This window comes from Salipiger aestuarii, from assembly GCF_003259905.1.
In the GTDB taxonomy this organism is placed as follows: Bacteria; Pseudomonadota; Alphaproteobacteria; order Rhodobacterales; family Rhodobacteraceae; genus Salipiger; species Salipiger aestuarii.
The window spans coordinates 1-23,123 of the sequence record NZ_QLMG01000011.1; the positions used below are offsets into that span (position 1 = coordinate 1).

20 protein-coding genes and 1 pseudogene are annotated in these 23,123 nt (G+C 64.9%); 9 read left to right on the top strand and 12 right to left on the bottom strand.

Annotation, left to right across the window (positions count from 1 at the left end; all coding sequences use genetic code 11):
* Window positions 1–321: transposase (locus tag ATI53_RS07920; RefSeq protein WP_211315393.1), on the top strand; the 321-nt coding region annotated here is incomplete at its 5' end.
* 15 nt (window positions 322–336) lie between these two features.
* Here the strand turns inward: ATI53_RS07920 and ATI53_RS23855 are convergent.
* Together ATI53_RS23855 and ATI53_RS07930 are read right to left on the bottom strand one after the other, a co-directional pair.
* Window positions 337–666, bottom strand: a pseudogene (locus ATI53_RS23855) (transposase); the annotation flags it as partial.
* Window positions 667–905: 239 nt separating this feature from the next.
* On the bottom strand, window positions 906–1,325 hold the full coding sequence (locus ATI53_RS07930; RefSeq protein ID WP_111550145.1) for a hypothetical protein: 420 nt from the start codon (window positions 1,323–1,325) through the stop codon (window positions 906–908).
* A 234-nt stretch (window positions 1,326–1,559) separates the two neighbouring features.
* Between ATI53_RS07930 and ATI53_RS07935 the strand changes: the two genes are divergently transcribed.
* From ATI53_RS07935 to trpE, 3 genes are read left to right on the top strand one after another with little or no spacing between them, the layout of a single operon-like run.
* Window positions 1,560–2,762 carry an aminotransferase gene (locus ATI53_RS07935; RefSeq protein WP_111550146.1) on the top strand — a complete coding sequence of 401 codons (1,203 nt, stop codon included), beginning with the start codon at window positions 1,560–1,562 and terminating at the stop codon, window positions 2,760–2,762.
* Window positions 2,763–2,809: 47 nt separating this feature from the next.
* Window positions 2,810–4,654, top strand: a complete 1,845-nt coding sequence (locus ATI53_RS07940) for a peptidyl-prolyl cis-trans isomerase (protein WP_111550147.1) — start codon at window positions 2,810–2,812, stop codon at window positions 4,652–4,654.
* A 6-nt stretch (window positions 4,655–4,660) separates the two neighbouring features.
* Window positions 4,661–6,175 carry an anthranilate synthase component I gene (trpE, locus tag ATI53_RS07945; RefSeq protein ID WP_111550148.1) on the top strand — a complete coding sequence of 505 codons (1,515 nt, stop codon included), beginning with the start codon at window positions 4,661–4,663 and terminating at the stop codon, window positions 6,173–6,175.
* A 98-nt stretch (window positions 6,176–6,273) separates the two neighbouring features.
* Here the strand turns inward: trpE and ATI53_RS07950 are convergent, their stop codons facing one another.
* Both ATI53_RS07950 and ATI53_RS07955 read right to left on the bottom strand, forming a co-directional pair.
* Window positions 6,274–6,939 (bottom strand): alpha/beta hydrolase, encoded by a 666-nt coding sequence (locus ATI53_RS07950; protein ID WP_009503915.1) that lies wholly within the window; start codon window positions 6,937–6,939, stop codon window positions 6,274–6,276.
* The gene (locus ATI53_RS07955; RefSeq protein ID WP_009503917.1) at window positions 6,936–7,565 is read right to left on the bottom strand and encodes a DNA-3-methyladenine glycosylase family protein; all 630 of its coding nucleotides are present in this window, start codon (window positions 7,563–7,565) and stop codon (window positions 6,936–6,938) included. The genes ATI53_RS07950 and ATI53_RS07955 overlap by 4 nt, the downstream gene beginning before the upstream one ends.
* 127 nt (window positions 7,566–7,692) lie before the next feature.
* Between ATI53_RS07955 and ATI53_RS07960 the strand changes: the two genes are divergently transcribed.
* Together ATI53_RS07960 and ATI53_RS07965 are read left to right on the top strand one after the other, a co-directional pair.
* Window positions 7,693–8,892 carry an MFS transporter gene (locus ATI53_RS07960; RefSeq protein WP_009503919.1) on the top strand — a complete coding sequence of 400 codons (1,200 nt, stop codon included), beginning with the start codon at window positions 7,693–7,695 and terminating at the stop codon, window positions 8,890–8,892.
* Window positions 8,893–8,935: 43 nt separating this feature from the next.
* Window positions 8,936–9,850 (top strand): WcbI family polysaccharide biosynthesis putative acetyltransferase, encoded by a 915-nt coding sequence (locus tag ATI53_RS07965; protein WP_111550150.1) that lies wholly within the window; start codon window positions 8,936–8,938, stop codon window positions 9,848–9,850.
* 60 nt (window positions 9,851–9,910) lie between these two features.
* Here ATI53_RS07965 and mltG read toward each other — a convergent pair whose 3' ends face one another.
* The 8 genes from mltG to ATI53_RS08005 all read right to left on the bottom strand — a co-directional run bounded on the left by mltG (window position 9,911) and on the right by ATI53_RS08005 (window position 18,950).
* Window positions 9,911–11,071 (bottom strand): endolytic transglycosylase MltG, encoded by a 1,161-nt coding sequence (mltG, locus tag ATI53_RS07970; protein ID WP_009503921.1) that lies wholly within the window; start codon window positions 11,069–11,071, stop codon window positions 9,911–9,913.
* Window positions 11,072–11,073: 2 nt separating this feature from the next.
* Entirely contained in the window at window positions 11,074–12,330 is a 1,257-nt protein-coding gene (gene fabF, locus ATI53_RS07975) for a beta-ketoacyl-ACP synthase II (RefSeq protein ID WP_111550151.1), read from the bottom strand.
* Window positions 12,331–12,424: 94 nt separating this feature from the next.
* Window positions 12,425–13,225, bottom strand: a complete 801-nt coding sequence (locus ATI53_RS07980) for a glycosyl transferase (protein ID WP_111550152.1) — start codon at window positions 13,223–13,225, stop codon at window positions 12,425–12,427.
* Window positions 13,226–13,300: 75 nt separating this feature from the next.
* Entirely contained in the window at window positions 13,301–13,891 is a 591-nt protein-coding gene (locus ATI53_RS07985; protein ID WP_111550153.1) for a cytochrome b/b6 domain-containing protein, read from the bottom strand.
* Window positions 13,892–13,895: 4 nt separating this feature from the next.
* Window positions 13,896–14,354: a c-type cytochrome gene (locus ATI53_RS07990; RefSeq protein WP_034452092.1), complete on the bottom strand. Its 459-nt coding sequence runs from the start codon at window positions 14,352–14,354 to the stop codon at window positions 13,896–13,898.
* Window positions 14,355–14,482: 128 nt separating this feature from the next.
* Window positions 14,483–15,646 (bottom strand): M20 aminoacylase family protein, encoded by a 1,164-nt coding sequence (locus tag ATI53_RS07995; protein ID WP_009503928.1) that lies wholly within the window; start codon window positions 15,644–15,646, stop codon window positions 14,483–14,485.
* A gap of 52 nt (window positions 15,647–15,698) precedes the next feature.
* Entirely contained in the window at window positions 15,699–16,868 is a 1,170-nt protein-coding gene (argE, locus tag ATI53_RS08000; RefSeq protein WP_009503930.1) for an acetylornithine deacetylase, read from the bottom strand.
* Window positions 16,869–17,123: 255 nt separating this feature from the next.
* Entirely contained in the window at window positions 17,124–18,950 is a 1,827-nt protein-coding gene (locus ATI53_RS08005) for an ABC transporter ATP-binding protein (RefSeq protein ID WP_009503932.1), read from the bottom strand.
* A 235-nt stretch (window positions 18,951–19,185) separates the two neighbouring features.
* Here ATI53_RS08005 and ATI53_RS08010 point away from each other — a divergent pair, with 235 nt between their 5' ends.
* From ATI53_RS08010 to ATI53_RS08020, 3 genes are all read left to right on the top strand, one after another.
* On the top strand, window positions 19,186–20,892 hold the full coding sequence (locus tag ATI53_RS08010; protein ID WP_009503934.1) for a peptide ABC transporter substrate-binding protein: 1,707 nt from the start codon (window positions 19,186–19,188) through the stop codon (window positions 20,890–20,892).
* Between the two features lie 161 nt (window positions 20,893–21,053).
* Complete coding sequence (locus ATI53_RS08015) at window positions 21,054–22,091, top strand: ABC transporter permease (RefSeq protein ID WP_009503936.1); 1,038 nt, start codon at window positions 21,054–21,056, stop codon at window positions 22,089–22,091.
* Window positions 22,084–23,076 carry an ABC transporter permease gene (locus tag ATI53_RS08020; RefSeq protein WP_009503938.1) on the top strand — a complete coding sequence of 331 codons (993 nt, stop codon included), beginning with the start codon at window positions 22,084–22,086 and terminating at the stop codon, window positions 23,074–23,076. The genes ATI53_RS08015 and ATI53_RS08020 overlap by 8 nt, the downstream gene beginning before the upstream one ends.
* Window positions 23,077–23,123 lie beyond the last annotated feature (47 nt).

Sequence of the window (23,123 nt, forward strand, 5' to 3'; positions counted from 1 at the left end):
GTCCTGTTGATGGGCGCGCTCTTCGGCCGGTACCCTTCCTTGCTGAAACTCTATGCCGACAGCGGCTATCAGGGGCCGAAGTTTCAGGAGGAATTGAAGAAGGTTTGCCGCAAGATCAATGTCGAGATCGTCAAGCGGACGGATGCCGGCAAATTCGTCGTCCTGCCCAGGCGATGGGTGGTCGAGCGGACCATCGGATGGCTCAATCGCTGCCGCCGCCTGGCCAAGGACTGGGAGTGCCTGAACCAGAACGCATTGGCGTTCCTGCGATGGGCGTCCATTCGATCAATGCTGCGAAGGCTTTGCCAAGAAAGGATATGATCTCGGACGGACTCTTAGCTTAGCCGCGCGCTCGATCGTCTTTTTGCGCTCGGCAGCAAACCCGCCTTGCCGGGCGCGCCGGACAAAAATCGGTCTCCAGCGTCAGATCCCCGATCCTGGCATGCAGGGTCTTCACGTCGATCACCGGTTCCGGCCCGGCCTTCGGCCCATCACCACCCCCCCGGCGGCGCCCTGAAGAGGCTGATCGCGCCACTGCTTGATCTGGTTCGGGTGAACGTCAAAATCCTGCGCCAGCTCGATCAAGGTCTTCTCGCCCTTGATCGCGGCCACCGCCACTTTCACCTTGAATGCCGGGCTGTGGTTCCGGCGCGGTCGTCTTGCCATAATCTTCTCCTCGCTCGCAGCCTCATGCTGCTGTTGCGCAGAAAATCCACCTGTCCCGGCTGTTCAGATTTCCGGAACCACATCTGTAAACGATGGTCTTGCCCGACCGCTCCGACACGGGGGCGGCGTATCCGTCCGGCGTGAAGCTCTCGTCGCCCGCCAGGGCACGGATCAGGCCCGGTTTGCGCCGCCCCGTTCATCGCCCCTGCCTGAGCGTGACGCCGCCGCCTGTCAGGTGGTCAGCCGTTGCACAGGATCGCATCGGGCCACCCGGATGCCGCCGGCGCGTCTTTGGTCTCGGCATGCTCGCCCGTCAGCACCATGTCCCTGGTGGGAAGGATCGAGGTACAGGCGACAACGCCGACGCCGGCCGCCCGTGGCGCGGCGATAACATTCGCGCGCTGTGCCGCGCGCTTGGCCTTCAGCGCGGCGGCGGTGGCGCCGTGTCGCACCGGCCTTGCGAGTCCGCGCGCGGGCACTGGAAACAGCAGCGCGTCTCTTCCCGGCTCGCCAGGCTGAGCCGGAGCCCCGGCGCCATCGCGCTGCACGCATGGCGGCATATGACGATGCACCCGAAACGCCCCGCCTGTGCCCGGCGCGATGCGCTGGACCGGGTCGCGCGGTCGCGGGCGCTGTTGCAGGACCAACGCGGTTTTCACAGTTGCAGCCCTGGTGGGCGACACCCCGGCGCGAATGCTCACGCAAAGCCTGCGCGCAGGAACGCCCCGGCCCGGTCAGCGCCGCCGCCGATTGCCGTGCCGACCGACCGGGCCGAATGCGGCCACGACCGGATCCGCGCGGCCCGTGCCGTATTCAACGCGGACAGCCGACCCTTTCCCCTGCCCGGCGGCGCTGCTAGCGTGCGGAAGAATTTCCGACAAGGCTTAACCCGCATGACGCATATCAGCCGCACCCAGTCGACCTTTGTGCCCCCCGTGCCCGAGGCCAAGCGGTGGATCGACGGGGTCACGTTTCCGCCCGACCGCCCGCTGATCAACGTCAGCCAGGCCGCCCCCATCGACCCGCCGCCCGCACCGCTGCGCCGCGCCATGGCCGAGGCGCTGGAACGCCCCGAAACCCATCTCTATGGCCCGGTGCTGGGCCTGCCCGCCCTGCGCGCGGCGCTCGCGGCGCATTGGTCCGCGCATTACGACGCGCACATCACCCCGGACCGCATCGCCATCACGGCGGGCTGCAATCAGGCCTTCGCCGCGACCATGGCCGCGATCTGCGGGATCGGCGACGAGGTGCTGCTGCCGGTGCCGTGGTATTTCAACCACAAGATGTGGCTGGACATGCAGGGTGTCACCACGGTGCCCCTGCCCACCGACGACCGGCTGCTGCCCGACGCCGAAACCGCCCACGCCCTTGTCACCGAACGCACCCGTGCCATCGTGCTGGTGTCGCCCAACAATCCCGGCGGCGTGGAATATCCCGCCGAAACGCTTGCCGCGCTTTACGATCTTGCGCATGATCGCGGGCTGACGCTGATCGTCGATGAAACCTACAAGGATTTCGACAGCCGCTCCGGCCCCCCGCACGACCTGCTGTCGCGCGCGGGCGCCACGGACACGCTGGTGCAGCTTTACAGTTTTTCCAAGGCCTACCGGCTGACCGGCCACCGCGTCGGCGCGATCGTCGCCGCCCCCGCGCTGCTGAACGAGATCGAGAAATTTCAGGACACGGTGGCCATCTGCGCCCCCCAGCTTGGGCAACGTGCCGCCCTTTGGGGGCTGGAAAACCTGTCGCAATGGCTGGCGGGCGAACGCGATGAGATTCTGGACCGGCGCGCCGCCATCGCTGACAACATGCCAAAGCTCGCCGCGAAAGGCTGGCGCCTCAAGGGGCTTGGGGCGTATTTCGCCTATCTCGAACATCCCTTTGCGATGCCGGCCGATGAACTCGGCCCGAAACTGGTGCCCGAGGCCGGCGTGCTCGCGCTGCCGGGCACCATGTTCACGCCCGCGACCGACCCCAGCGGTGCACGCCATCTGCGCATCGCCTATGCCAACATCGATCGGGCCGGTGTCGGGCGGTTGTTCGACCGGCTCGCGGCGCTGGACTGGCCCCTTGCGGGCACGGACGCCCCGGCTTAGACACAAGCGCCATAAGACCAGGGCACGAGCAACGGGGAATATGCACCATGGCGCGCAAGAGCGGCATCACGAAATATCTCGTCTGGGGCGTTCTGATCGCGTCCTTCGTGGGCTTCGGCGCCTTCGGAACCGTAAACTTCAGCGGCACGTCGGACCGCATCGGCATGGCGGGCAACACGCCGATCTCCGGGTCTGACTATGCGCGCGCGCTTGACACCGAACTGCGCCAGCTGTCGCAGCAATCGGGCCAGCAGGTCACCATCGAACAGGCGCGCCAGATGGGGCTGACGGATCAGGTACTGGCGCGGGTGGTCACCAACGCCGCGCTTGATGACGAAGCCGCGCGCATCGGACTGTCGGCGGGGGACGCGCAGGTCGCTCGCTCGCTGCGCGAGATCGAGGCATTCAACGGCCCCGACGGCAAGTTCAACCGCGATGCCTATGCTTACGCGTTGCAGAATGCGGGCCTGAAGGAAAGCGCGTTCGAGGACAGCCTGCGCAGCGATGCCGCCCGTTCGATCCTGCAAGGGGCGATCCTGTCCGGCGCGACGCTGCCCGATACCTATCTGGACACCCTGCTGGGCTATGCGGGCGAAACCCGCAGCCTGACCTATGCGGTGATCGGGCGCGACGCGCTGACCACCGGCATTCCCGCCCCTGCCGAGGCGGATCTGAAAGCCTGGTATCAGGACAATATCGACAGGTTCACCCTGCCCGAAACCCATGTCATCACCTACGCCTGGCTGACCCCCGAGATGATCGTCGACAGCGTCGAGGTCACCGATGCGGTGCTGCGCGCCGCCTATGATGAGCGCAGCGCCGAATTCAACATGCCCGAGCGGCGGCTTGTCGAACGTCTGGTCTTTGGCAACGAGGCCGAGGCGCAGGCGGCGCTGGACAGGATCACCGCGGGCGAGACGGATTTCGAAACCGTCGTGCAGGAACGCGGGCTTGACATCGAAGACACCGATCTTGGCGATCAGGACCGGACCGAGATGGGCGAGGCCGCCGATGCCGTTTTCAGCGCCGAAGTCGGTGACGTGGTCGGCCCGGCCCCCTCGTCCTTTGGCCCCGCGCTGTATCGGGTGAACGGCGTGCTGCCCGCCCAGGAAACCAGCTTTGCAGACGCCCGCGACCAGCTGCGCGACAGCGTGGTGATGAACGAGGCGCGCAAGGCAATTGCCAACCAGACCCAGTCGCTGGATGACGAACTGGCCGGCGGTGCCACGCTGGAAGACATCGCGGCCGACACCGACATGCAGCTTGGCCAGATCGACTGGACCCAGACCAGCAAGAGCGGCATCGCGCAATACGCCAACTTCAACGACGCGGCGGCGCGTGCGGTCCCCGGCGATTATCCGGCCATCGAACGGCTGGGCGACGGCGGCCTGTTCGCCCTGCGGGTCGAGGACATCCGCGCCCCCGCCCCCGCCCCCTTTGACGATGTGCGCGACGAGGTCGAACAGCTTTGGGAAAGCGACCGCGCGACCGAGGCACTGGTGGCCCAGGCGCAGGAAAAGGCGAGCAGCATCGCGTCCGGCACCAGCTTCGAAGAGGTGGGGCTGACGGCGCAGACCGACAGCGGCCTGCGCCGCGACAGCCAGATCGACGGGCTGCCCGCCACGATCGTCGCCGCGCTGTTCGACATGCAGCCGGGCGACACGCGCGTCCTTCCCGGTTCGAACGAAGCCGTGGTGATCCGGCTTGACGGCATCACCCCCGTCGACATGCAGGACCCGCAGGTCCAGATGCTGCAAGGCCTTTTGCGCCAGCGTGCCGCCAATGGCGTGGCGCAGGATCTGTTCACCGCCTTCAATGCCGATATCCAGCGGCGGGCGGGCATCACCGTCGACCAGGCGGCGGTCAACGCCGTTCTGACGAATATCCGGTAAGACATCATGGCCACGCTCATTCCCAGTTTCGAAGATTTCGCCCCCGGTTTCGAGGCGGGCAAGAACCAGGTGGTCTATGCCCGCCTCGCGGCGGATCTGGACACGCCGGTGTCGCTGATGCTCAAGCTGACGGGGGCCGCTCAGGACGCCTTCATGCTGGAATCGGTGACCGGGGGCGAGGTGCGAGGGCGCTATTCCATCATCGGGATGAAGCCCGACACGGTGTGGAAATGCCACGGCACGCAGGCGCAGATGAACCGGCAGGCGCGGTTCGACCCCAGTGCCTTTTTGCCGTGCGATGCCGACCCGCTGACCAGCCTGCGCGCCCTGCTGGCCGAAAGCCGGATCGACCTGCCCGACGACCTGCCGCAGGCGGCTGCGGGGCTGTTCGGCTATCTCGGCTATGACATGATCCGGCTGGTGGAAAAGCTGCCGGATGTGAACCCTGACCCGCTTGGCCTGCCCGACGCGCTGATGCTGCGCCCTTCGGTCGTGGCCGTGCTGGACGGTGTCAAGGGCGAGGTGACGGTCGTTGCCCCCGCCTGGGTCACCGGGGACACCTCGGCGCGCGCGGCCTATGCCCGTGCAGCAGAGCGGGTGATGGATGCGGTGCGCGATCTGGAACGCGCGATGCCGCAGGCCAGCCGCGATCTGGGAGAGGCGCATGACATCGCCCCGCCCGTGTCGAATTTTACCCATGACGGTTACAAGGCCGCAGTTGAAAAAGCCAAGGATTACATCCGCAAGGGCGACATCTTTCAGGTGGTGCCCGCACAACGCTGGACGCAGGATTTTCCGCTTCCGCCGTTTGCGCTCTATCGTTCGCTGCGCCGGACGAACCCGTCGCCCTTCATGTTCTACTTCAACTTCGGGGGCTTTCAGGTGATCGGCGCCTCGCCGGAAATCCTCGTGCGGGTGTTCGGACGCGAGGTCACGATCCGCCCCATCGCGGGCACCCGCCCGCGCGGCGCAACCCCCGAGGAAGACCGCGCGCTTGAGGCCGATCTTCTGGCCGACAAGAAAGAGCTGGCCGAACACCTGATGCTGCTGGATCTGGGCCGCAACGACACCGGCAAGGTGTCCAGGATCGGCACCGTGCGCCCCACGGAGCAGTTCATCATCGAACGCTACAGCCACGTCATGCACATCGTGTCCAACGTGGTGGGCGAACTGGCCGAGGGGCAGGATGCACTTTCGGCTTTCTTTGCGGGGATGCCCGCAGGCACCGTATCCGGCGCGCCCAAGGTCCGCGCGATGGAAATCATCGACGAGCTGGAACCGGAAAAGCGCGGTGTCTATGGCGGCGGCGTGGGCTATTTCAGCGCGGGTGGCGACATGGACATGTGCATCGCCCTGCGCACCGCCATCGTAAAGGACGAAAAGCTGTATATTCAGGCTGGCGGGGGCGTTGTCTACGACAGCGATCCCGAATCGGAATATCAGGAAACCGTGCATAAATCGAACGCCATCCGCCGGGCCGCCGCCGATGCGGCGCGGTTCACCGGCCATGGCAACGGCTGACATCCCACGCAAACCCCGCCATCCCGCGCCGACAGCGCCAAGATTTTTCGTACGAAAAATCTTGGCGCCCCCTCACGCCCGGTGGCTGGTGTTCCGCATCAGAACCCGCATTTGTCGCGGATAAACGCCAACGCCACGCTTAGCCCGTCCGGCGCGATGCCATGAGCGGTGCCCTTCTGGATATGGGCAAACACCTCTTTCCAGCCCGCCCGCTGAAGCGCCTCGGCGGCTTGCGGCAGCGACTCGGGCGGCACCACGTCGTCCTGATCGCCGTGCACAAGAAGAACAGGCGGTTTCGACACGACCTCGTCTGCCAGCAATTCGGGCTGCAACAGACGTCCCGAAAACGCCACGAGGCCCGCGACCTCGTCTTCGCGGCGCGGCGCGACATGCAGCGCCATCATCGTGCCCTGGGAAAACCCGAACAGCGCGACCTGCTCGGGCAACAGATCCTCGTCGACCATCAGGGCATCCAGAAAGGCGTTCAGATCCTCGACCGCGCGGGCCATGCCCTGCATCGATTCCTCTTCCGAGGACCCGTCGATCCACGGGATCGGAAACCACTGGAATCCCATGGGCGACCCGGCGCAGTCTTCGGGCGCGTCGGGAGCCACGAACAGCGTGTCGGGCAGATGTTCGCCCAGCGGATCGGCAAGCCCCAGCAAATCGGCGCCGTTGGCGCCATAGCCATGCAGGAAAACCACACAGGACCGGATGTCGCCCGAGACGGGCTCCTTGCGACCGGCTTTCAGAACGCGCGTCATGCAATGCCCTCTCGTTGTTTCGCCACATGGTAGTAGGCCCAGAGAGCGCGCGCCGCAACCGACCTCCATGGCGACCATGCTTCGGCCATGGTGCGCAACGCCTTGTCCCTGGGGCGTTCGGGCAGGTCGAACAGCAGCCGCACCGCTTCTTGCAGGGCGAGATCGCCTGGCGCGAACACATCTGCCCGGCCCAGCGAGAACATCGCATAGATCTCGGCCGTCCAGATACCGATGCCCTTGACCGCCACAAGGGTCGAGATCACGTCGTCAGTGGGGGCGCCGCGCAACGCGTCAAAGTCAATGCCCGCCCCCGCAAGCGCCCGCGCATAGCTTGCCTTTTGCCGCGACAGGCCAAGCGAGCGCAGCTCTTCTTCGGACGCGGCCAGCACCGGCGCGGGCGCCACCATGCCCGCCGCTTCAAGCCGCGCCCAGATCGCGCGGGCCGAGGCGACGCTGACCTGCTGGCTGACAATCGCCGACAGAAGCTGTGCGAATCCATCCGGGCGCCTGCGCAGCGGCAACGGCCCCGTCAGATCCAGCGCACGGGCGAACCGCGGTTCGGCCCGACGCAGCCACGCCGCGCCTTCTGCGACACAGGCCTCTGTCTCGATGATCCGTCCTATCACGCGCCGCCTTCCAATCTTGCCAAAATGATCATATTCCGATCCGATACCACGGGATCGCGGGGCCAGTCTGCCACGAGGGAGCCGACAGGCACCACCCGAATCCCGCACAGCAACCGAAGGTCCGCCCATGTCCGAAGATCGTATCGCCAAACGCAACGTCATCGTCCTGGTGATGGCGCAGGCCATTCTGGGCGCGCAGATGCCGATGATCTTCACCATCGGTGGGCTGGCGGGCCAGTCGCTTGCCCCCAACCCCTGTTTCGCCACGCTGCCGATTTCGCTGATCGTGCTGGGGTCGATGTGTGCGGCGACTCCGGTGTCGGCGTTCATGCAGCGGTTCGGGCGCCGCGCGGGGTTCACGCTGGGCACGCTTGGCGGTGCGCTGGGCGGCGCTGTGGGGGCCTATGCGCTTTATATAGCGTCGTTTCCGTTATTTTTGCTGGGCAGCTTCATGACCGGAATCTACATGTCGGCGCAGGGGTTTTACCGCTTTGCCGCCGCCGATACCGCGTCCGAGGCGTTTCGTCCCAAGGCGATTTCCTATGTCATGGCGGGCGGGCTTGCGGCTGCAATCATCGGCCCGCAATTGGTCAAACTGACCGCCAATGCGTTCGTCGTGCCGTTTCTGGGCACCTATGCAACGGTGATCGCAGTGAACCTGGTCGGCTCGGCGCTGTTTTTGTTCCTGCGCATTCCCAGGCCGCCCGTTCCGGCGCATGACGCCCCCAAGGGGCGCACCCGGCGCGAGCTTTTGGCCACACCGCGCATCGCCGTCGCGGTGATCTGCGCCATGGTCAGCTACGCGCTGATGAACCTTGTGATGACCTCGACCCCGCTGGCGGTGGTGGGCTGCGGCTTCGAGACGAGCGATGCCGCAAATGTGGTCACCGCGCATGTGCTGGCAATGTATGTGCCATCGTTCTTCACCGGCCATCTGATCGCGCGGTTCGGCGTCGAAAAGATCGTCGCGCTGGGGCTGGTGATCCTTGCCTGCGCGGGGGGCGTTTCGCTGACCGGGGTCAACCTGGAACAGTTCTTTGTGGCGCTGATGCTGTTGGGGATCGGCTGGAACTTCGGCTTCATCGGGGCCACGACCATGCTGGCCTCGGCGCACGAACCGCATGAGCGCGGGCGCATGCAGGGGCTGAACGATCTGCTGGTGTTTGGCGGCGTCACCATGGCGTCGCTTGCGTCGGGAGGATTGATGAACTGCTCGGGCGGGTCGGCGCAGCAAGGCTGGACGGCCGTCAACATGGCGATGGCCCCGTTTCTGGTGCTGGCCGGAGGGGCGTTGATCTGGCTGTTCCTGCGCCCCGCCAGGGACTGAACCGAAACTTGCCAAGGCGCGACCGGGCCCGCATAGTCCGACCATGAAAAAGATCCTCTTTCTGGCCAATTGCCAGGGCGCGCAGTTCGCAAATACCTTGTCGCAGGGCTCTCGGACGTTTCAGGACGACTGGCGGACGCTCAGGACGATCCAGGCCCAGGCGATGAAACCTGCCGACCGGTCCTTTCTGCTGGAGCAGATGACCGCCGCAGATGCGATCGTCGCGCAGCCGCTGTATTCCGCGCCGATCCCCGAGGTAAAGCATGGCGCGCTGCGACACTGGGCGCAGGAGAACGCAAAGCAGCTGATCGTGCTTCCGGCGCTGCAATACGATGTGGTGCTTGCCACCAGCATTGCGTCGCAATGGGCCGGGCTTGCGGATTATCCCTTTGCCGCGACCGAGGATGCGTCGATTGCCGCCGGGTTCGTCGCCGGATTGTCGCCCGAAGCCGCATGCCGGGCGTTCCACGACGTTCCGGTGTTTGATGCGGAAACGCTGCGCGGGGCCGTCGCGCAAAGCATCGACGAATACCGCCGCCGCGAACAAGAGGCTGACTGCGACATCCTCGCCTCGCCCTATTACCACGATCACTGGCAAGGCTCGCGCCTGCATTATGCCAAGGGCCACCCTTTGCCGCATGTGTCCCGGTATTTCGTGGCGCGCATTGCCGAGGCGCTTGGGATCGACGATTTTGAACCTGGACGAACGCTGCACCTGCTGGGCGCCTGGCAGCACGCGATGCCGGTCAAGCGCTGGGTACGCACGGCGCTGGATCTTGACGTCGATGCCAACGACACGGCTTGCTGCGCCGGACAACAGATCCCCCTTGAAGAGCTGATCGCGCGCCTGCACCGCTTTTACGCCAAGCGTGGGGCCGATGCGGTGCACGCCCGGTTGAAACGGTTCGGGTCATACAACGCCGCGCTGTCGGTCTATCGCGACGCAGTCACAGCCTGACCTGTCGCGCCCGCTGCGCGCATGCAAAAGCCCCCGGCGTGTTCGCGGGGGCTTTTGTTGTCACTGGTTGGCGCGTTCCGCTTCCAGCCGGCGATAGGCGGCGACGTTGGCGTTGTGTTCGTCCAGCGTGGCGGCGAACAGATGCCCATCCGCCGGGTCCAGCGTCCTGGCGACGAAATAGACGTAATCGCTGTCTGCCGGGTTCAGCGCCGCCTGAATGGCCAGGCGTCCGGGGTTGGCGATGGGCGTCGGTGGCAGCCCTTCAATGACATAAGTGTTGTAGGGCGTTTCGCGCCGCAGTTCGGACTGGCGGATGCCGCGGCCGAGCACCCCCTCGCCGCCGGTGATGCCATAGATCACCGTCGGGTCGGTCTGAAGCCGCATGCCGCGTTCCATCCGATTGACAAAGACCGATGCCACAAGCGGGCGTTCATCCGCACCGCCGGTTTCCTTTTCGACGATGGACGCCATGGTCAGCGCCTCTTCGGGCGAGGCATAGGGCAGCCCCGGCGCGCGGTTGGACCAGGCTTCGGCCAGGATGACCTGCTGGGCGGCTTGCATCCGGTCGATCACGCTTTGGCGGGTGTCGCCGCGGCTGACTTCGTAGCTTTCCGGGGCGAGCGAGCCTTCGGCGGGGCGCTCGGCGATGTCGCCGTCCAGAATATCGACCTGGCCCAGTTCCGTCACCACCTGCCAGCTTGTCACGCCTTCGGCGAGCGCCACGCGGAACCGGGTGCCCACGTCATCGCGATAAGCCGCGTATTCGGCGGGGGCCGGTTCGGCGGGATCGAATTCAAGAACCTCGGCATAGCGTCCGGCCGCGGGATCAAGTTCGCGCACCTCGACCTGCGCGCTGGTCACGCCGATGCGGTACACCACCTCGGTGCCGCAGGTCGACGCGCCGCCGCGGGTGATGATGTCGGTGATCTCGGGCATGGTCGCGCCTTCGGGCACCAGATACGACCCCGCCTTCAGCAGTGCGGTCTTGTCGGCGTAATCCGCGCCAAGCCGGAACAACACCCCCGACCGGATCGCCCCCTTGTCTTCCAGATCGGAAGACACGCGGTTGAAATTGCTGCCTCGCTGAACCTGCAGACAGATCGGCTGTTCCAGCGGCCCGACCGACTGGTATTCCTTTTGCGCCCAGATCAGCACGCCCCCGAGGAGGAAAACGATGACCACGAGAAAGGTCATCGCGTTCGAGGCGATGTTGCGCCACATGGCTATTCGACCTTTCCGAAGATCACGCTTGCGTTGGTGCCGCCAAAGCCAAAGGAATTGGACAGCGCATGAGTCACCTTGCGCGGGCGCTTTGCGTTGGGCGCAAGGTCGATGGGCGTTTCGACCGCCGGGTTGTCAAGGTTGATGGTGGGCGGTGCGACCTGATCGCGGATCGCGAGGATCGAAAAGATCGACTCGATGGCGCCGGCCGCGCCCAGCAGGTGGCCTGTGGCGGATTTGGTCGACGACATGGTGACCTTGCCGGCGTGCTCGCCCATGATGCGTTCGACCGCGCCAAGTTCGATGGTGTCGGCCATGGTCGAGGTGCCGTGGGCGTTGATATAGTCGATGTCCTCGGCGCGCAGGTTGGCCGATTTCAGCGCCGCGCGCATGGAGCGTTCCGCGCCGTCGCCGTCCTCGGACGGGGCGGTGATGTGATAGGCATCGCCCGACATGCCATAGCCCAGCACCTCGGCATAGATCTTGGCACCGCGCGCCCTGGCGTGTTCGTATTCCTCAAGCACCACGATGCCCGCGCCTTCGCCCATGACGAACCCGTCGCGGTCCGCGTCATACGGGCGGCTGGCTTTGGTGGGATCGTCGGCGCGCTTGGTCGACAGCGCCTTGCAGGCGTTGAACCCCGCGATGCCGATCCGGCAGATCGCCGCTTCGGCGCCGCCGGCGACCATGACGTCGGCATCGCCGTAGCGGATCAGCCGCATCGCGTCGCCAATGGCATGCGCCCCGGTGGAACAGGCCGTGACCACCGAATGGTTCGGCCCCCGGAAACCGTACTTGATCGACACCTGACCCGAGATCAGGTTGATCAGCGCGCCCGGCACAAAGAACGGCGAGACGCGGCGCGGCCCCTTGGTTTCCATGGTGACGGCGGTGTTGGCGATGGAATTGAGCCCGCCGATGCCGGACCCGATCAGAACGCCGGTGCGTTCCAGATCTTCGCGATCGGTCGGCATCCAGCCGGAATCCGCGACCGCCTGCTGTGCGGCGGCAAGACCGAACAGGATAAAGGTGTCGACTTTGCGCTGTTCCTTCGGCTCAAGGTAATTGTTGGCGTTGAATTCGCCTTCACCGTCGCCCAGCGGCACCTCGCAGGCATAGGTCGTGACCAGCCCCTCGGTGTCGAAATTACGGATCGGTCCCGCACCCGACTGACCGTCGAGGATGCGTTCCCAGGTTTTTTCTACTCCGTCCGCAAGGGGTGAAACCAGCCCCAGCCCGGTGACAACGACGCGGCGCATGCGTTCTGCCCTCTCTTCGGTCGAATTAACGTTTTTTTTCTTGGCCTCGCTCTTACCCTGCCCGCGCCATCGGGGGCAAGCCTCGGACGGCGCTTCAGGCGTATTCCGGCCCCAGATCCGCCTGCGCTCTCACAATCCAGTGATCGCGCAGCCAGTCGCAGGGCTTGGAATGACGGATCAACGAGCCGTTCCAGCCCTCCAGCGCGTCGGTCATCTTGGGTCGCCCGTGAAAGCACACGACGCGCGCGTCCTGCGGCAGGCGCGGCGCGTGCAGCCAGTTTCCGGGGAACGGGTTGCAGTCGTATTTGAACGACACCACCCAGGGGTCGGGGATATAGCTGAACACTCCGCGGTCCATCGCCTTGTGGCTGGTGTAGCGTTGTTCCGATCCGCGCGCCCCTTCGACCTCGGCGTAAGGGTTCGCGGCCAGATCTTCGTAAAGAAAGCCGTGCAGCGCGGGATCGAAGCGAAACACCGATCCGTGCCCCGTGGGCCGCCCCTTGCGCTTTTCGGTCCAGTCGTGCCGCATGGCAACCGTGCCGGGCGCAAGGTCGTGGAGCGGGTCCAGCGATCCGGTGATGACCACGTCCAGATCGAATCCCAGCACCGGGCCTTGCAGATCGGGCACCAGTCCGGGGCGAAACAGCGACACCTTGCGCATTGCCCCCTGCCGGTTCGCCACCGCAAGCGCCTGCGCCATCGGTTCGGCAAAGGGTTCGACCGGCAGCGGCAGCACCTCGATCGCCGGGTGCAGACCCGCGCCATGTTCGGTCATGCACAGGAACCGGATGGGCCGGGACAGGTTGCGCCGCACACCGGAAAACAGTCGGTTGACGTATTCCGGCCCAAACAGGGTGCCCCATTTGATGCAGATGATGTTCACGGGCTGGCTCACGCGCGCCTCCTCGGCCTTGATTGCGGGGGCTTTAGCGCAAACCGCGGCGTGGGGCCATAGCGTCGGGGCGTCGGGTCAGGAACGGCGTCCGGTAATCATCGGGGTCACGAGGTTTTCGCCCTTCCACCGTTTGTAAAAGACGATGGCCGCGATGTGGATCAGCACCATGATCAGCAACAGCGTCGACAGCGGCTCGTGCAGGGACAGCGCCGTCTGCGTCGTCTCGTGGCTGACGTATTTCGCAAGGGGCCCGACGTTGATGTAATCCTCGGGGTCGGACAGCAGCCCCGATGCAACCTGCATCGCCAGAACCACAAGGACGCCCACCACGAACAGCGCGCCGACCGGATTGTGCCCCCAGGTGCGCGAAGGGCGCCGTTCGGGCAGATGTCTTGCATAGGCGACGATGGCCGATGGCCCGCGTACGAAACTGGCAAAGCGCGCCGTGCGCGGCCCGACAAAACCCCAGATCACCCGCAGCACAACGATGGCGCCCACGGTGTAGCCCGCATAGAAATGCAGCGTCATCTGGTCGGGCCCGAATTTGCCAAGCCCCCATGCGGTGGCAAAGGCCAGCACCAGCGCCCAGTGCAGCACCCGGACCACCGGGTCCCACAGCACCGCGCCGGAGATCTCTCCGCGGCGCGTGTCATCACCAGATGCCATCGGCTCAGAAGCTTTTGGCGCGGTAATCGTCGTGGCACGCCTTGCACGCCCCGCCAAGCTGCCCCATCGCCGGGCGCAGCGCGTCCAGCCCGCCGCCCGCCGCACCGGCCATGGTGTCGACAGCGGCGTTCAGCGCCTGCACCCGTTCCATGAACCCGTCGGTGTCTTCCCAGATCACCGGCAGCGCGCGGGTCTTGCCCGGAAGATCCGCGTTCGAGGTTCCCGGTGCAAAATAATCCGCGACATGCAACGAGATCAGCGCCGACAGATCGGCGGCATGGGCGCTTGCGGCCTCGGCGTCATAATCGACATCGCCCTTGGCCATGGCGGCAAGCCCGCCCGTTTCAAAGCCAACAAGCTGGAAAAATCCCTGCCGGGCTTTCACCGTGTCTTCGGCGGATTGGGCCAGAGCCATCGTGGCAGGCACGGCGGCAGCGAGCGTGGCGAGGAGTAGCTTGCGCATGGGGTCGTCTTTCCTGTTTTCTTGCTTTGACGGATTGGCCCGGCGCCGGGCCGATTCCATGTCGGAGGTCATGATCACATAGCATAAACCAAATATGACAAGCCGCCCGTTTTTTTTGTCCGGGCCGTTCAGGCGGCGGGCATCCGCCGTTCCGCGATCCCGGCCCACCACGAACACCCCGCGGGGATGACTTCGTCGTCAAAGTTGTACTCGGGCGAATGAACCATGGCGGAATCGCCGTTTCCAACCAGAATATAGGCTCCGGGGCGCTCTTCGAGCATAAACGCAAAATCCTCTCCCCCCATCACCAGCGAGGCCTCGGCGCAGTCGCCAGCGACCTCGCGCGCGACATCGGCGGCGAAATCGGTCTGGTCGTCGTGGTTCACCATCACGGGATAGTTACGGATGTACTCCACGCTGGCGCTGCAATTATAGGCAGCGGCGATACCGGTGCACAGCTGTTCGAACCGGTCTTGCGCAAGATCCCGGTTCTCTGGCGTCAGGGTGCGCACGGTACCGCGCAGGGTCACGCGCGGGGGGATGACGTTGAACGCCTCGCTCGACGTGACAAAGCTGGTGACCGACACCACGATCTGGCTCACCGGGTCGGCGTTGCGGCTGGCGATGCTTTGCAAGGCGGTAACGATGGTGGCGGCCGTGACGGTGGGGTCGACGGTTTCATGCGGCTTGGCGGCGTGCCCGCCGCGCCCGTCGATGGCCACCTCGAAAATGTCGGTGGCGGCAAAGAACGGCCCCGGTCGAATGGCAAAGCTGCCCAGCGGCAGGCCGGGCCAGTTGTGCATGCCGTACACCTCCTGAATGCCCCAGCGATCCATCAAGCCATCGTCGCACATGACCTTGCCGCCGCCGCCGCCCTCTTCGGCGGGCTGAAAGATCACCACCACGGTGCCGTCGAAATTGCGCGTCTCGGTCAGGTAGCGCGCCGCCCCCAGCAACATCGCGGTGTGCCCGTCATGGCCGCAGGCGTGCATCGCGCCGGGGGTCCTTGATGCATAATCGACGCCGGTGTTCTCGGTGATCGGCAGCGCATCCATGTCGGCGCGCAGTCCGATCACCTTGCCCGACCCTGTCGCCTTGCCCCGGATCACCCCGACCACGCCGGTGCGCCCGATGCCCGTGACGACCTCGTCGCAGCCAAATTCGGCCAGCTTATCCGCGACCACCCCGGCTGTGCGATGGGTGTCGAACAGCAGTTCGGGGTTCTGGTGCAGGTCGCGGCGCCAAGCGGTGATTTCGGCCTGAAGTTCGGCAAAGCGGTTCTTGACGGGCATGCGTAGGGTCCTTTGGGTGTGCTTTACGGCCAGACTGCCAGCAGGGGGAAGATCAGGCGAGATGCGCCAGCAAGCGTTCCATGAAACGCTGACCGGCGTCGATCTGCGCGATCTCGATATATTCGTCGGGTTTGTGGGCGATGGCGATGTCCGACGGTCCGCAGACCACCGCGTCATAGCCCGCCGCCTGAAAATGGCTCGCCTCGGTGCCATAGCTCACCTGAAGCGCGCCATTGTCGCCCGTAAGCTGGCGCACCAGCGCCTCGGCCGCGTTGTGCTGAACCGGCATAAGCGGCGGAAGCTCGAACATCGGTGTGATCTCGACCCAGGCCTCGGGGCAGACGGCCTGCATTTCAAGCGTCAGGCGCGCTGCCTCGTCGCGAAACATCTGCGCCCAGGCGTCGGCGTCCTCGCCCGGAACGACGCGGAAACCGACCCCAAAGGCGCAGTCCCTGGCGGTGATGTTATGGGCGGTGCCGCCGGAAATCTGGCCGACATGCACGTTGGTGTAGGGCGGTTCGAACAGCTTCGCCACCGGGCCGGGCACCTGCGCCGCGTTGCGCGCATTGACCCGGTTGCACCATTCGATCAGCTTTGCCCCCCACATCACCGCAGACACGCCGGTGTGCAGAATCGACGAATGCACCTCGACCCCATGCACATGTACCCACAGGTTCACGCCGCCCTTGTGGCCAGTGACCGCCTTCAGCATCGTCGGCTCGCCCACGATGACCGATCGCGCGCGCGGCATATCGCTTGCCACCATCGCCTCGGCCAGATCCTTGCCGCCCATGCAGCCCAGTTCCTCGTCATAGCTGAGCGCCAGTTGCAGCGGGGTCGAAAGCCCGCGATGGTGCGCCTCGACCATCGCCCAGATCGCCAAGGCGTCAAAGCCTTTCATGTCAGTCGAGCCGCGCCCGTAAAGGCGCCCGTCCCGCTCGGTCAGCGTGAACGGATCACTCGACCACGTCTGCCCGTCCACCGGCACCACGTCCGTATGGCCCGACAGCACCACGCCGCCCGCCTGGCGCGGGCCGACATGCGCGAAAAGCGCGGCCTTCGTGTCGGGTTCACCCGGCTTGGGATGCTGATGGCTGTCGATGCCGTGACTGGACAGATATGCCGCCACCCAGGCGATCAGCGGCAGATTCGTGTCGCGGCTGACGGTGGGAAAGCCGACCAGCTTCTCAAGGATCTCGCGGGGAGAGAGGCGCGCTGTCATGAAACTGTCCTTTGTTCGTGCCCCAATGAGCTAAACCGCCAGAGAGTCTGCCGCAAGACCCGCGCCCCCCCGGCTATGCGCTCGACCGCTATGTCCGGCATGCCTCCGGCGGGAGTTTATTTGGCAAGATGAAGGACACGCACCGCGCCCGGGCTTCATCTTGCCCGATAAACTCCGGGGGGCTGCGCAGCAGCGGGGGCAGCGCCCCCTCGGCCCGTGGGCCAGCGCAGCCGCGTGCGGCCGTCATTCCAGGGCTCAGTAACCGCTTTCCGAGGTCAGCACGAAATGGCCCGGCGCGACTTCGTCATAGACGTTGGGCGCGGGCGTATAGCCAACGGGATGGATCGGCGACGGGATCGGTTTGAAATTCAGATCCTTTTCGGACTTGCGCTGCCGGGGATCCGCCACCGGGACCGCCTTCAGCAGCGCCCGTGTATAGGCGTGTTGCGGGTTCTCGAATACCGCGGCCCGGGGTCCGAGTTCGACAATGCGCCCCAGATACATGACCCCGACGTTGTGCGACACGCGTTCGACCACTGCCATGTCGTGGCTGATGAACAGATAGGACAGCCCCATCTCGGCCTGAAGTTCCATCATCAGATTCAGCACCTGCGCCTGCACCGACACGTCCAGCGCCGACACCGCCTCGTCGGCCACGATCAGCTTGGGCGACAGCGCCAGCGCCCGGGCGATGGCGATGCGCTGGCGCTGTCCGCCCGACAATTCGTGGGGGAAGCGGCGCATGAAACTGCGCGGCAATTCCACCCGGTCGAAGAGCATCGCCACCCGGTCCATCAGTTCGGATCCCGAATGCGTTCCAAAGTTGCGCATCGGTTCGGCCACCTGATCCGCCAGCCCCATCTGCGGATTGAGCGAGGCGAACGGATCCTGAAAGATCATCTGCATTTCACGCCGCGCATCGCGCAACCTGTTTGGCCCCAGTCCCATCAGATCGGTGCCATCCAGCACCACCCTGCCCTGGTCCGGTTCGACCAGCCGCAACAGCGAACGCCCGCAAGTTGACTTGCCACAACCCGATTCTCCCACAAGGCTGAGCGTCTGCCCCTTGTTGAGCGTAAAGCTGACGTCTTCGACGGCATGAACATTGGCCACCGTCCGGCGAAAGAGTCCGCCCTTGACCGGAAAGCGCGTCACAAGGTTTTCGACCGTCAGAAGCGGTGTGTCGGTGCCGATGATCGGCATGATGTCGGCCTGGTCGCGGCCCAGCAGTTTCATCGGCTCGGGATAGGCCTTGCCGGTCATCTCGCCCAGCTTGGGGACGGCGGCCAGCAGCGCCCTGGTATAGGGGTGCTGTGGCGTCTCGAAGATCTGCGTCGCCGGGCCTTCCTCGACCTTGTTGCCCCGGAACATCACCACCACGCGGTCGGCCATCTGCGCCACCACCGCCATGTCATGGGTGATGAACATCACAGCCGTGCCGGTTTCCCGCTTGAGCCGATCCATCAGCGCCAGGATTTCCGCCTGAATGGTCACATCCAGCGCCGTCGTCGGTTCGTCCGCGATCAGCAGGCGCGGCTTGCAGGCCAGCGCCATGGCGATCACCACGCGCTGGCGCATACCGCCCGACAGTTCGTGCGGGTATTGCATCAACCGCCGCTCGGGTTCGGGGATGCGGACCTGTTGCAACAGGTCCAGCGCGCGCGCCTCGGCCTGCGCCCTTGACATGCCACGATGCACCCGCAGCCCTTCGGTCAGCTGACGGCCCACCGTGAACACCGGGTTCAGCGCCGTCATCGGTTCCTGAAAGATCATGCCGATCTCGTTGCCGCGGATCGTGCGCATCAGATCCTGTTTCGCGGCGGCGAGGTCGATTTCGCCGCCCCGGGCGCGGTCGAACAGGATACGCCCGCCCGCGATGGTGCCGCCACCGTATTCGATCAGGCGCATCAGTGCCAGCGACGACACCGACTTGCCCGACCCGCTTTCGCCCACGACACAGACGGTTTCGCCGGGATTGATGTCAAAGCTGACATCCTCGACACCGGCAACGGGGCCGTCCTTGGTCTGGAATTCCACCCGCAGCTTTTCAATGCGGGCGATGGGTCCGGCGCTGTCGAGCATGGGCGTTCCTCTGGCGGTCTGTGCGACGTTTCAAGCCGACGACGCTACGGGCCTTCGCCGGCAAGTGTCAAACCCCCGGTCAGGTTTTCTCGACGGCAACGCTTGCAATTTCCGCCGAGTCTGCTTCGATTGACATCAAGGAACAGCCGTTACCTTGCGGTCAATCCGGGATATAACCAAAAAAGACAAGCGAGAGTGGCCCGAAAGTGGCCGCGAGCCCAACAAGGAGAGATCGATGACATTCAAGACCCTGTTGCTGGGGGCGGTTGCCACATCCGCCCTGGCCCCGGCCGCGTTCGCCGAACGCGGCGAGGATGGCCACGTCAACATCATTTACTGGCAGGCGCCGTCGATCATGACGCCCTATCTGTCGAGCGGAACCAAGGACATCGAAGCCTCATCGCTCGTGCTGGAACCGCTGGGCCGCTACGACGAAACCGGTGCGTTGGTGCCGTTTCTGGCCGCCGAGATCCCCACCGTCGAAAACGGGGGCGTTTCCGAAGACCTGAAAACCATCACATGGACGCTCAAGGAAGGGCTGAAGTGGTCCGACGGCACGCCGGTGACCTCGGCCGACGTCAAGTTCACCGCCGATTACTGCATGGACCCCGAAGGCGGCTGCGCGCAGCTTGCCAAGTTCGACCACGTTTCGGAAATCGAAACCCCCGACGATCTGACCGCCATCGTGCATTTCGACAAGCCGATGCCAAACCCCTACGGTCCCTTCATGGGCAACCAGTCGCCCATCCTGCAAAAGGCCCAGTTCGAATCCTGCACCGGCCCCGCGGCGTCGACCTGCACCGATGCCAATTTCAACCCGATCGGCACCGGCCCCTTTGTGGTCGATGAATTCAAGCCCAACGACGTGATCTCGCTGTCGGCAAACCCCCATTACCGCGACCCCGCCAAGCCCGCCTTTGCCACGGCAACGCTCAAAGGTGGCGGCGATGCCGAATCCGCGGCCCGCGCCGTTCTGCAAACCGGCGAGATGGACTATGCATGGAACCTTCAGCTGGCGCCCGACGTGCTGGCGTCGATGGCCGAAGCCGGTGCCGGTGTGCCCGTGTCGGCCTTTGGCACGCTGGTCGAGCGGCTTGAGATGAACCTGACCGATCCGTCGCCCGACCTGCCCGAAGGTGAACGTTCGACCGTCGCCCACCCGCACCCGATCCTGTCGGATTTCAAGGTGCGCAAGGCGCTGTCGATGGCCATCGACCGCGAACTGCTGACCGAAATCGGTTACGGCCAGGCCGGTCGCCCCACCTGCAACCTGGTGCCCGCGCCGGAATTGTATGCATCGCCCAACACCGAATGCATCGAACAGGATCTGGAAGGTGCCAGGGCGCTGCTGGAAGAAGCCGGCTGGACCGATACCGACGGCGACGGCGTGCGCGAAAAGGATGGCACCGATCTGTCGCTGCTCTTCCAAAGCTCGACCAACGCAGTGCGCCAGGACTTTCAGGCGCTAATCAAGGACTGGTGGAGCCAGATCGGTGTCGAAACCGAACTGCGCAATGTCGATTCGTCGGTGTTCTTTGGCGGCGACGCTGGATCACCCGACACATTCCAGCGATTCTATGCCGATGTGGAAATGTATGCCAACAACTTCGATGGCACCGACCCGCAGAGCTATCTTCAGATGTACCGCTGCGGCAACGAGCCCAAGCCGTCCAGCCAGTGGCAGGGGGAAAACATCAACCGCTACTGCGACCCGGAATATGACGCGCTGCTCGACGAACTGGCCACCACCGGCGAACTGTCCAAGCGCGGCGAGATCGCCAGGAAGCTGAACGAGATGGTGACCAAGGACAGCATGACCATTGTACCGCTGGTCGACCGTGGCCGGGTTTCCGCGCATTCCAACAGCCTTGGCGGGGTGATCCTGAACACCTGGGATTCCGAACTGTGGAACGCCGCTGACTGGTACCGCATCGACGGCTGACGCCGATCAGGCACGCTCCGTGGCGGGAGCGTGCCATTTTTCAGGGCGATGCGTTTTTTACACGACGCGGCGCGCCCGCAAGGGCTTGCCGCCGCGCGCCAGACGGGCGATGGGGCGGGTTCGCTTCGCCGCTCCTTCCCAAAGTCCGGAGACCCTGGCCCATGTTGACATTCGCCGTTCGACGGCTTGTCCTGTCCATCCCGACGTTGCTCTTCATCAGTTTCGTCATCTTCATGCTGCTGCAACTCGCGCCCGGCGATCCGATGTCGCAGGTGCCGCTGACCGTGCCGCCCGAGGTCAAGGAAAAGATGCGCCAGGCGCTGGGGATGGGCGAACCCGCCCTTGTGCAATACTGGAAATGGCTGGTCCAGGTGTTCTGGACCGAACCCAAAATTTTCATCGACTGGCTGACGCGCGACTCGACCCTGCTGGGATGGCTGCCCGACACCGCGCTTTACCATGACGAACTGCGCGTCATCAGCTGGCAGACCCGGTCGCCGGTGATGGACATCGTGCTGCAACGCATCCCCCAGACGCTGTGGGTGGTGGGCCTGTCCTATATCGTGGGTATCCTGATCGCCCTGCCCATCGGCGTCTATTCCGCCTATCGGCAGTATTCGGTGTTCGATCAGGCGGGCACGTTCATCACCATGGTCGGCTTTTCGATCCCGCCGTTCTTTACCGGGCCGCTGCTGATCGTGCTGTTTTCGGTCTATCTGGGCTGGTTTCCGTCGATCTACGACACCACACATGTGGTGAACGACTGGGACAGCTTTACGGTGCAGCTGCGCCAGATGGTCATGCCGGTGATGGTGCTGGCACTTCAGACCACCGCGCAGCTGTCGCGCTACATGCGCGCGTCGATGCTGGACAATCTGGGGCAGGATTATGTGCGCACCGCACGGGCCAAGGGGCTTTCGGAAGCGATGGTGGTCATGGTCCATGTGCTGCGCAATTCGATGATCCCGGTGGTCACGGTGATTGCGCTGGGCGTTCCGGCGATTTTTGGCGGGGCGATCATCACCGAGAACGTGTTCAAGGTGAACGGCATCGGCCAGCTGCTGCTGACCGCGCTGTTTGCCAACGATCTGCCGATGGTGATGACACTGACCTTCATCTTCGCCTTCCTGATCGTGCTTTTCAACCTGATCGCCGACGTGCTCTATGGCCTGCTCGACCCGAGGATCCGCTATGACTGACAGCCCGCAGGACGATTTGATCGTGGCCGACGCCCCCATCGAGGCCCTGGCCGACAAGGGGCCAACCGCCCCGCCCCGGTCGAAATGGAAAGACGTGTGGGACCAGTTCCGCAAGCACAAGGGCGCGATGACCGGCGCGTTCTTTTTTCTGCTCATCACCCTGGGCGTGTTGCTGGGGCCGTTTCTGTGGACGCTGGATGCGCAGAAGCTCGATATCCGGGCCAAGGACATGCGCCCGATCTACACCGCGCTGTGGTCTCCCGATGCCAGGGTGGGCTGGGCGCACCCGCTGGGCAGCGACCAGCTGGGGCGCGACAACCTTGCGCAGCTGATCGCGGGTGGACGGGCGTCGATGGCGGTCGGCTGGACGGCGATGCTGCTGTCGCTGGCCATCGGCACCGGAATGGGCGTGTCCGCCGGCTTCTTTCGCAAGCTCGACGGGCCGCTGATGCGGCTGACCGACCTGTTCCTGTCCTTGCCGATCCTGCCGCTGCTGCTGGTCGCGGTGACGCTGTTCCGCCAGCCGCTGCGCGCCAATTTCGGCCCCGAGGGCGGCATGTTCATCCTGATTGTCACCATCATCGGCATCACCTCGTGGATGCCCACGGCGCGGATCGTGCGCGGCGATGTGCTGGCGCTCAAGGAACGCGAATTCGTGCTGGCGGCGCGTTCCATCGGCACCCGGCCTTTCAAGATCATCTGGCGGCACCTTCTGCCCAACGTGCTGTCGCCGATCATGGTGTCCGCGACGCTGGGGCTGGCCACGGCGATCATCACGGAATCCGCGCTGTCCTTTCTGGGTGTTGGCTTTCCGTCGGATTTCCCGACCTGGGGAAAGATGCTGGCCGATGCCGTTGCCCGGATGGAGGATTTCCCCGAACGCGTCGTGCTGCCGGGCATCGCTATTTCGCTGACGGTGCTGGGGGTGAATTACATCGGCGACGGGCTGCGCGATGCGCTTGATCCGCGCATCAGGGGACGCTGAACCCGCTTCGCCGGCAGCAATGTCGCAAAAGGCCCGGTCGTTTGCCG

What these genes read in the sequence shown, in the direction of transcription:
- ATI53_RS07935 (WP_111550146.1), top strand. Translation starts at nt 1,560, where the DNA reads ATGACGCATATCAGCCGCACCCAGTCGACCTTTGTGCCCCCCGTGCCC.
- ATI53_RS07940 (WP_111550147.1), top strand. Translation starts at nt 2,810, where the DNA reads ATGGCGCGCAAGAGCGGCATCACGAAATATCTCGTCTGGGGCGTTCTG.
- trpE (WP_111550148.1), top strand. Translation starts at nt 4,661, where the DNA reads ATGGCCACGCTCATTCCCAGTTTCGAAGATTTCGCCCCCGGTTTCGAG.
- ATI53_RS07950 (WP_009503915.1), bottom strand. Translation starts at nt 6,939, where the DNA reads ATGACGCGCGTTCTGAAAGCCGGTCGCAAGGAGCCCGTCTCGGGCGAC.
- ATI53_RS07960 (WP_009503919.1), top strand. Translation starts at nt 7,693, where the DNA reads ATGTCCGAAGATCGTATCGCCAAACGCAACGTCATCGTCCTGGTGATG.
- ATI53_RS07965 (WP_111550150.1), top strand. Translation starts at nt 8,936, where the DNA reads ATGAAAAAGATCCTCTTTCTGGCCAATTGCCAGGGCGCGCAGTTCGCA.
- mltG (WP_009503921.1), bottom strand. Translation starts at nt 11,071, where the DNA reads ATGTGGCGCAACATCGCCTCGAACGCGATGACCTTTCTCGTGGTCATC.
- fabF (WP_111550151.1), bottom strand. Translation starts at nt 12,330, where the DNA reads ATGCGCCGCGTCGTTGTCACCGGGCTGGGGCTGGTTTCACCCCTTGCG.
- ATI53_RS07985 (WP_111550153.1), bottom strand. Translation starts at nt 13,891, where the DNA reads ATGGCATCTGGTGATGACACGCGCCGCGGAGAGATCTCCGGCGCGGTG.
- ATI53_RS07990 (WP_034452092.1), bottom strand. Translation starts at nt 14,354, where the DNA reads ATGCGCAAGCTACTCCTCGCCACGCTCGCTGCCGCCGTGCCTGCCACG.
- ATI53_RS07995 (WP_009503928.1), bottom strand. Translation starts at nt 15,646, where the DNA reads ATGCCCGTCAAGAACCGCTTTGCCGAACTTCAGGCCGAAATCACCGCT.
- argE (WP_009503930.1), bottom strand. Translation starts at nt 16,868, where the DNA reads ATGACAGCGCGCCTCTCTCCCCGCGAGATCCTTGAGAAGCTGGTCGGC.
- ATI53_RS08005 (WP_009503932.1), bottom strand. Translation starts at nt 18,950, where the DNA reads ATGCTCGACAGCGCCGGACCCATCGCCCGCATTGAAAAGCTGCGGGTG.
- ATI53_RS08010 (WP_009503934.1), top strand. Translation starts at nt 19,186, where the DNA reads ATGACATTCAAGACCCTGTTGCTGGGGGCGGTTGCCACATCCGCCCTG.
- ATI53_RS08015 (WP_009503936.1), top strand. Translation starts at nt 21,054, where the DNA reads ATGTTGACATTCGCCGTTCGACGGCTTGTCCTGTCCATCCCGACGTTG.
- ATI53_RS08020 (WP_009503938.1), top strand. Translation starts at nt 22,084, where the DNA reads ATGACTGACAGCCCGCAGGACGATTTGATCGTGGCCGACGCCCCCATC.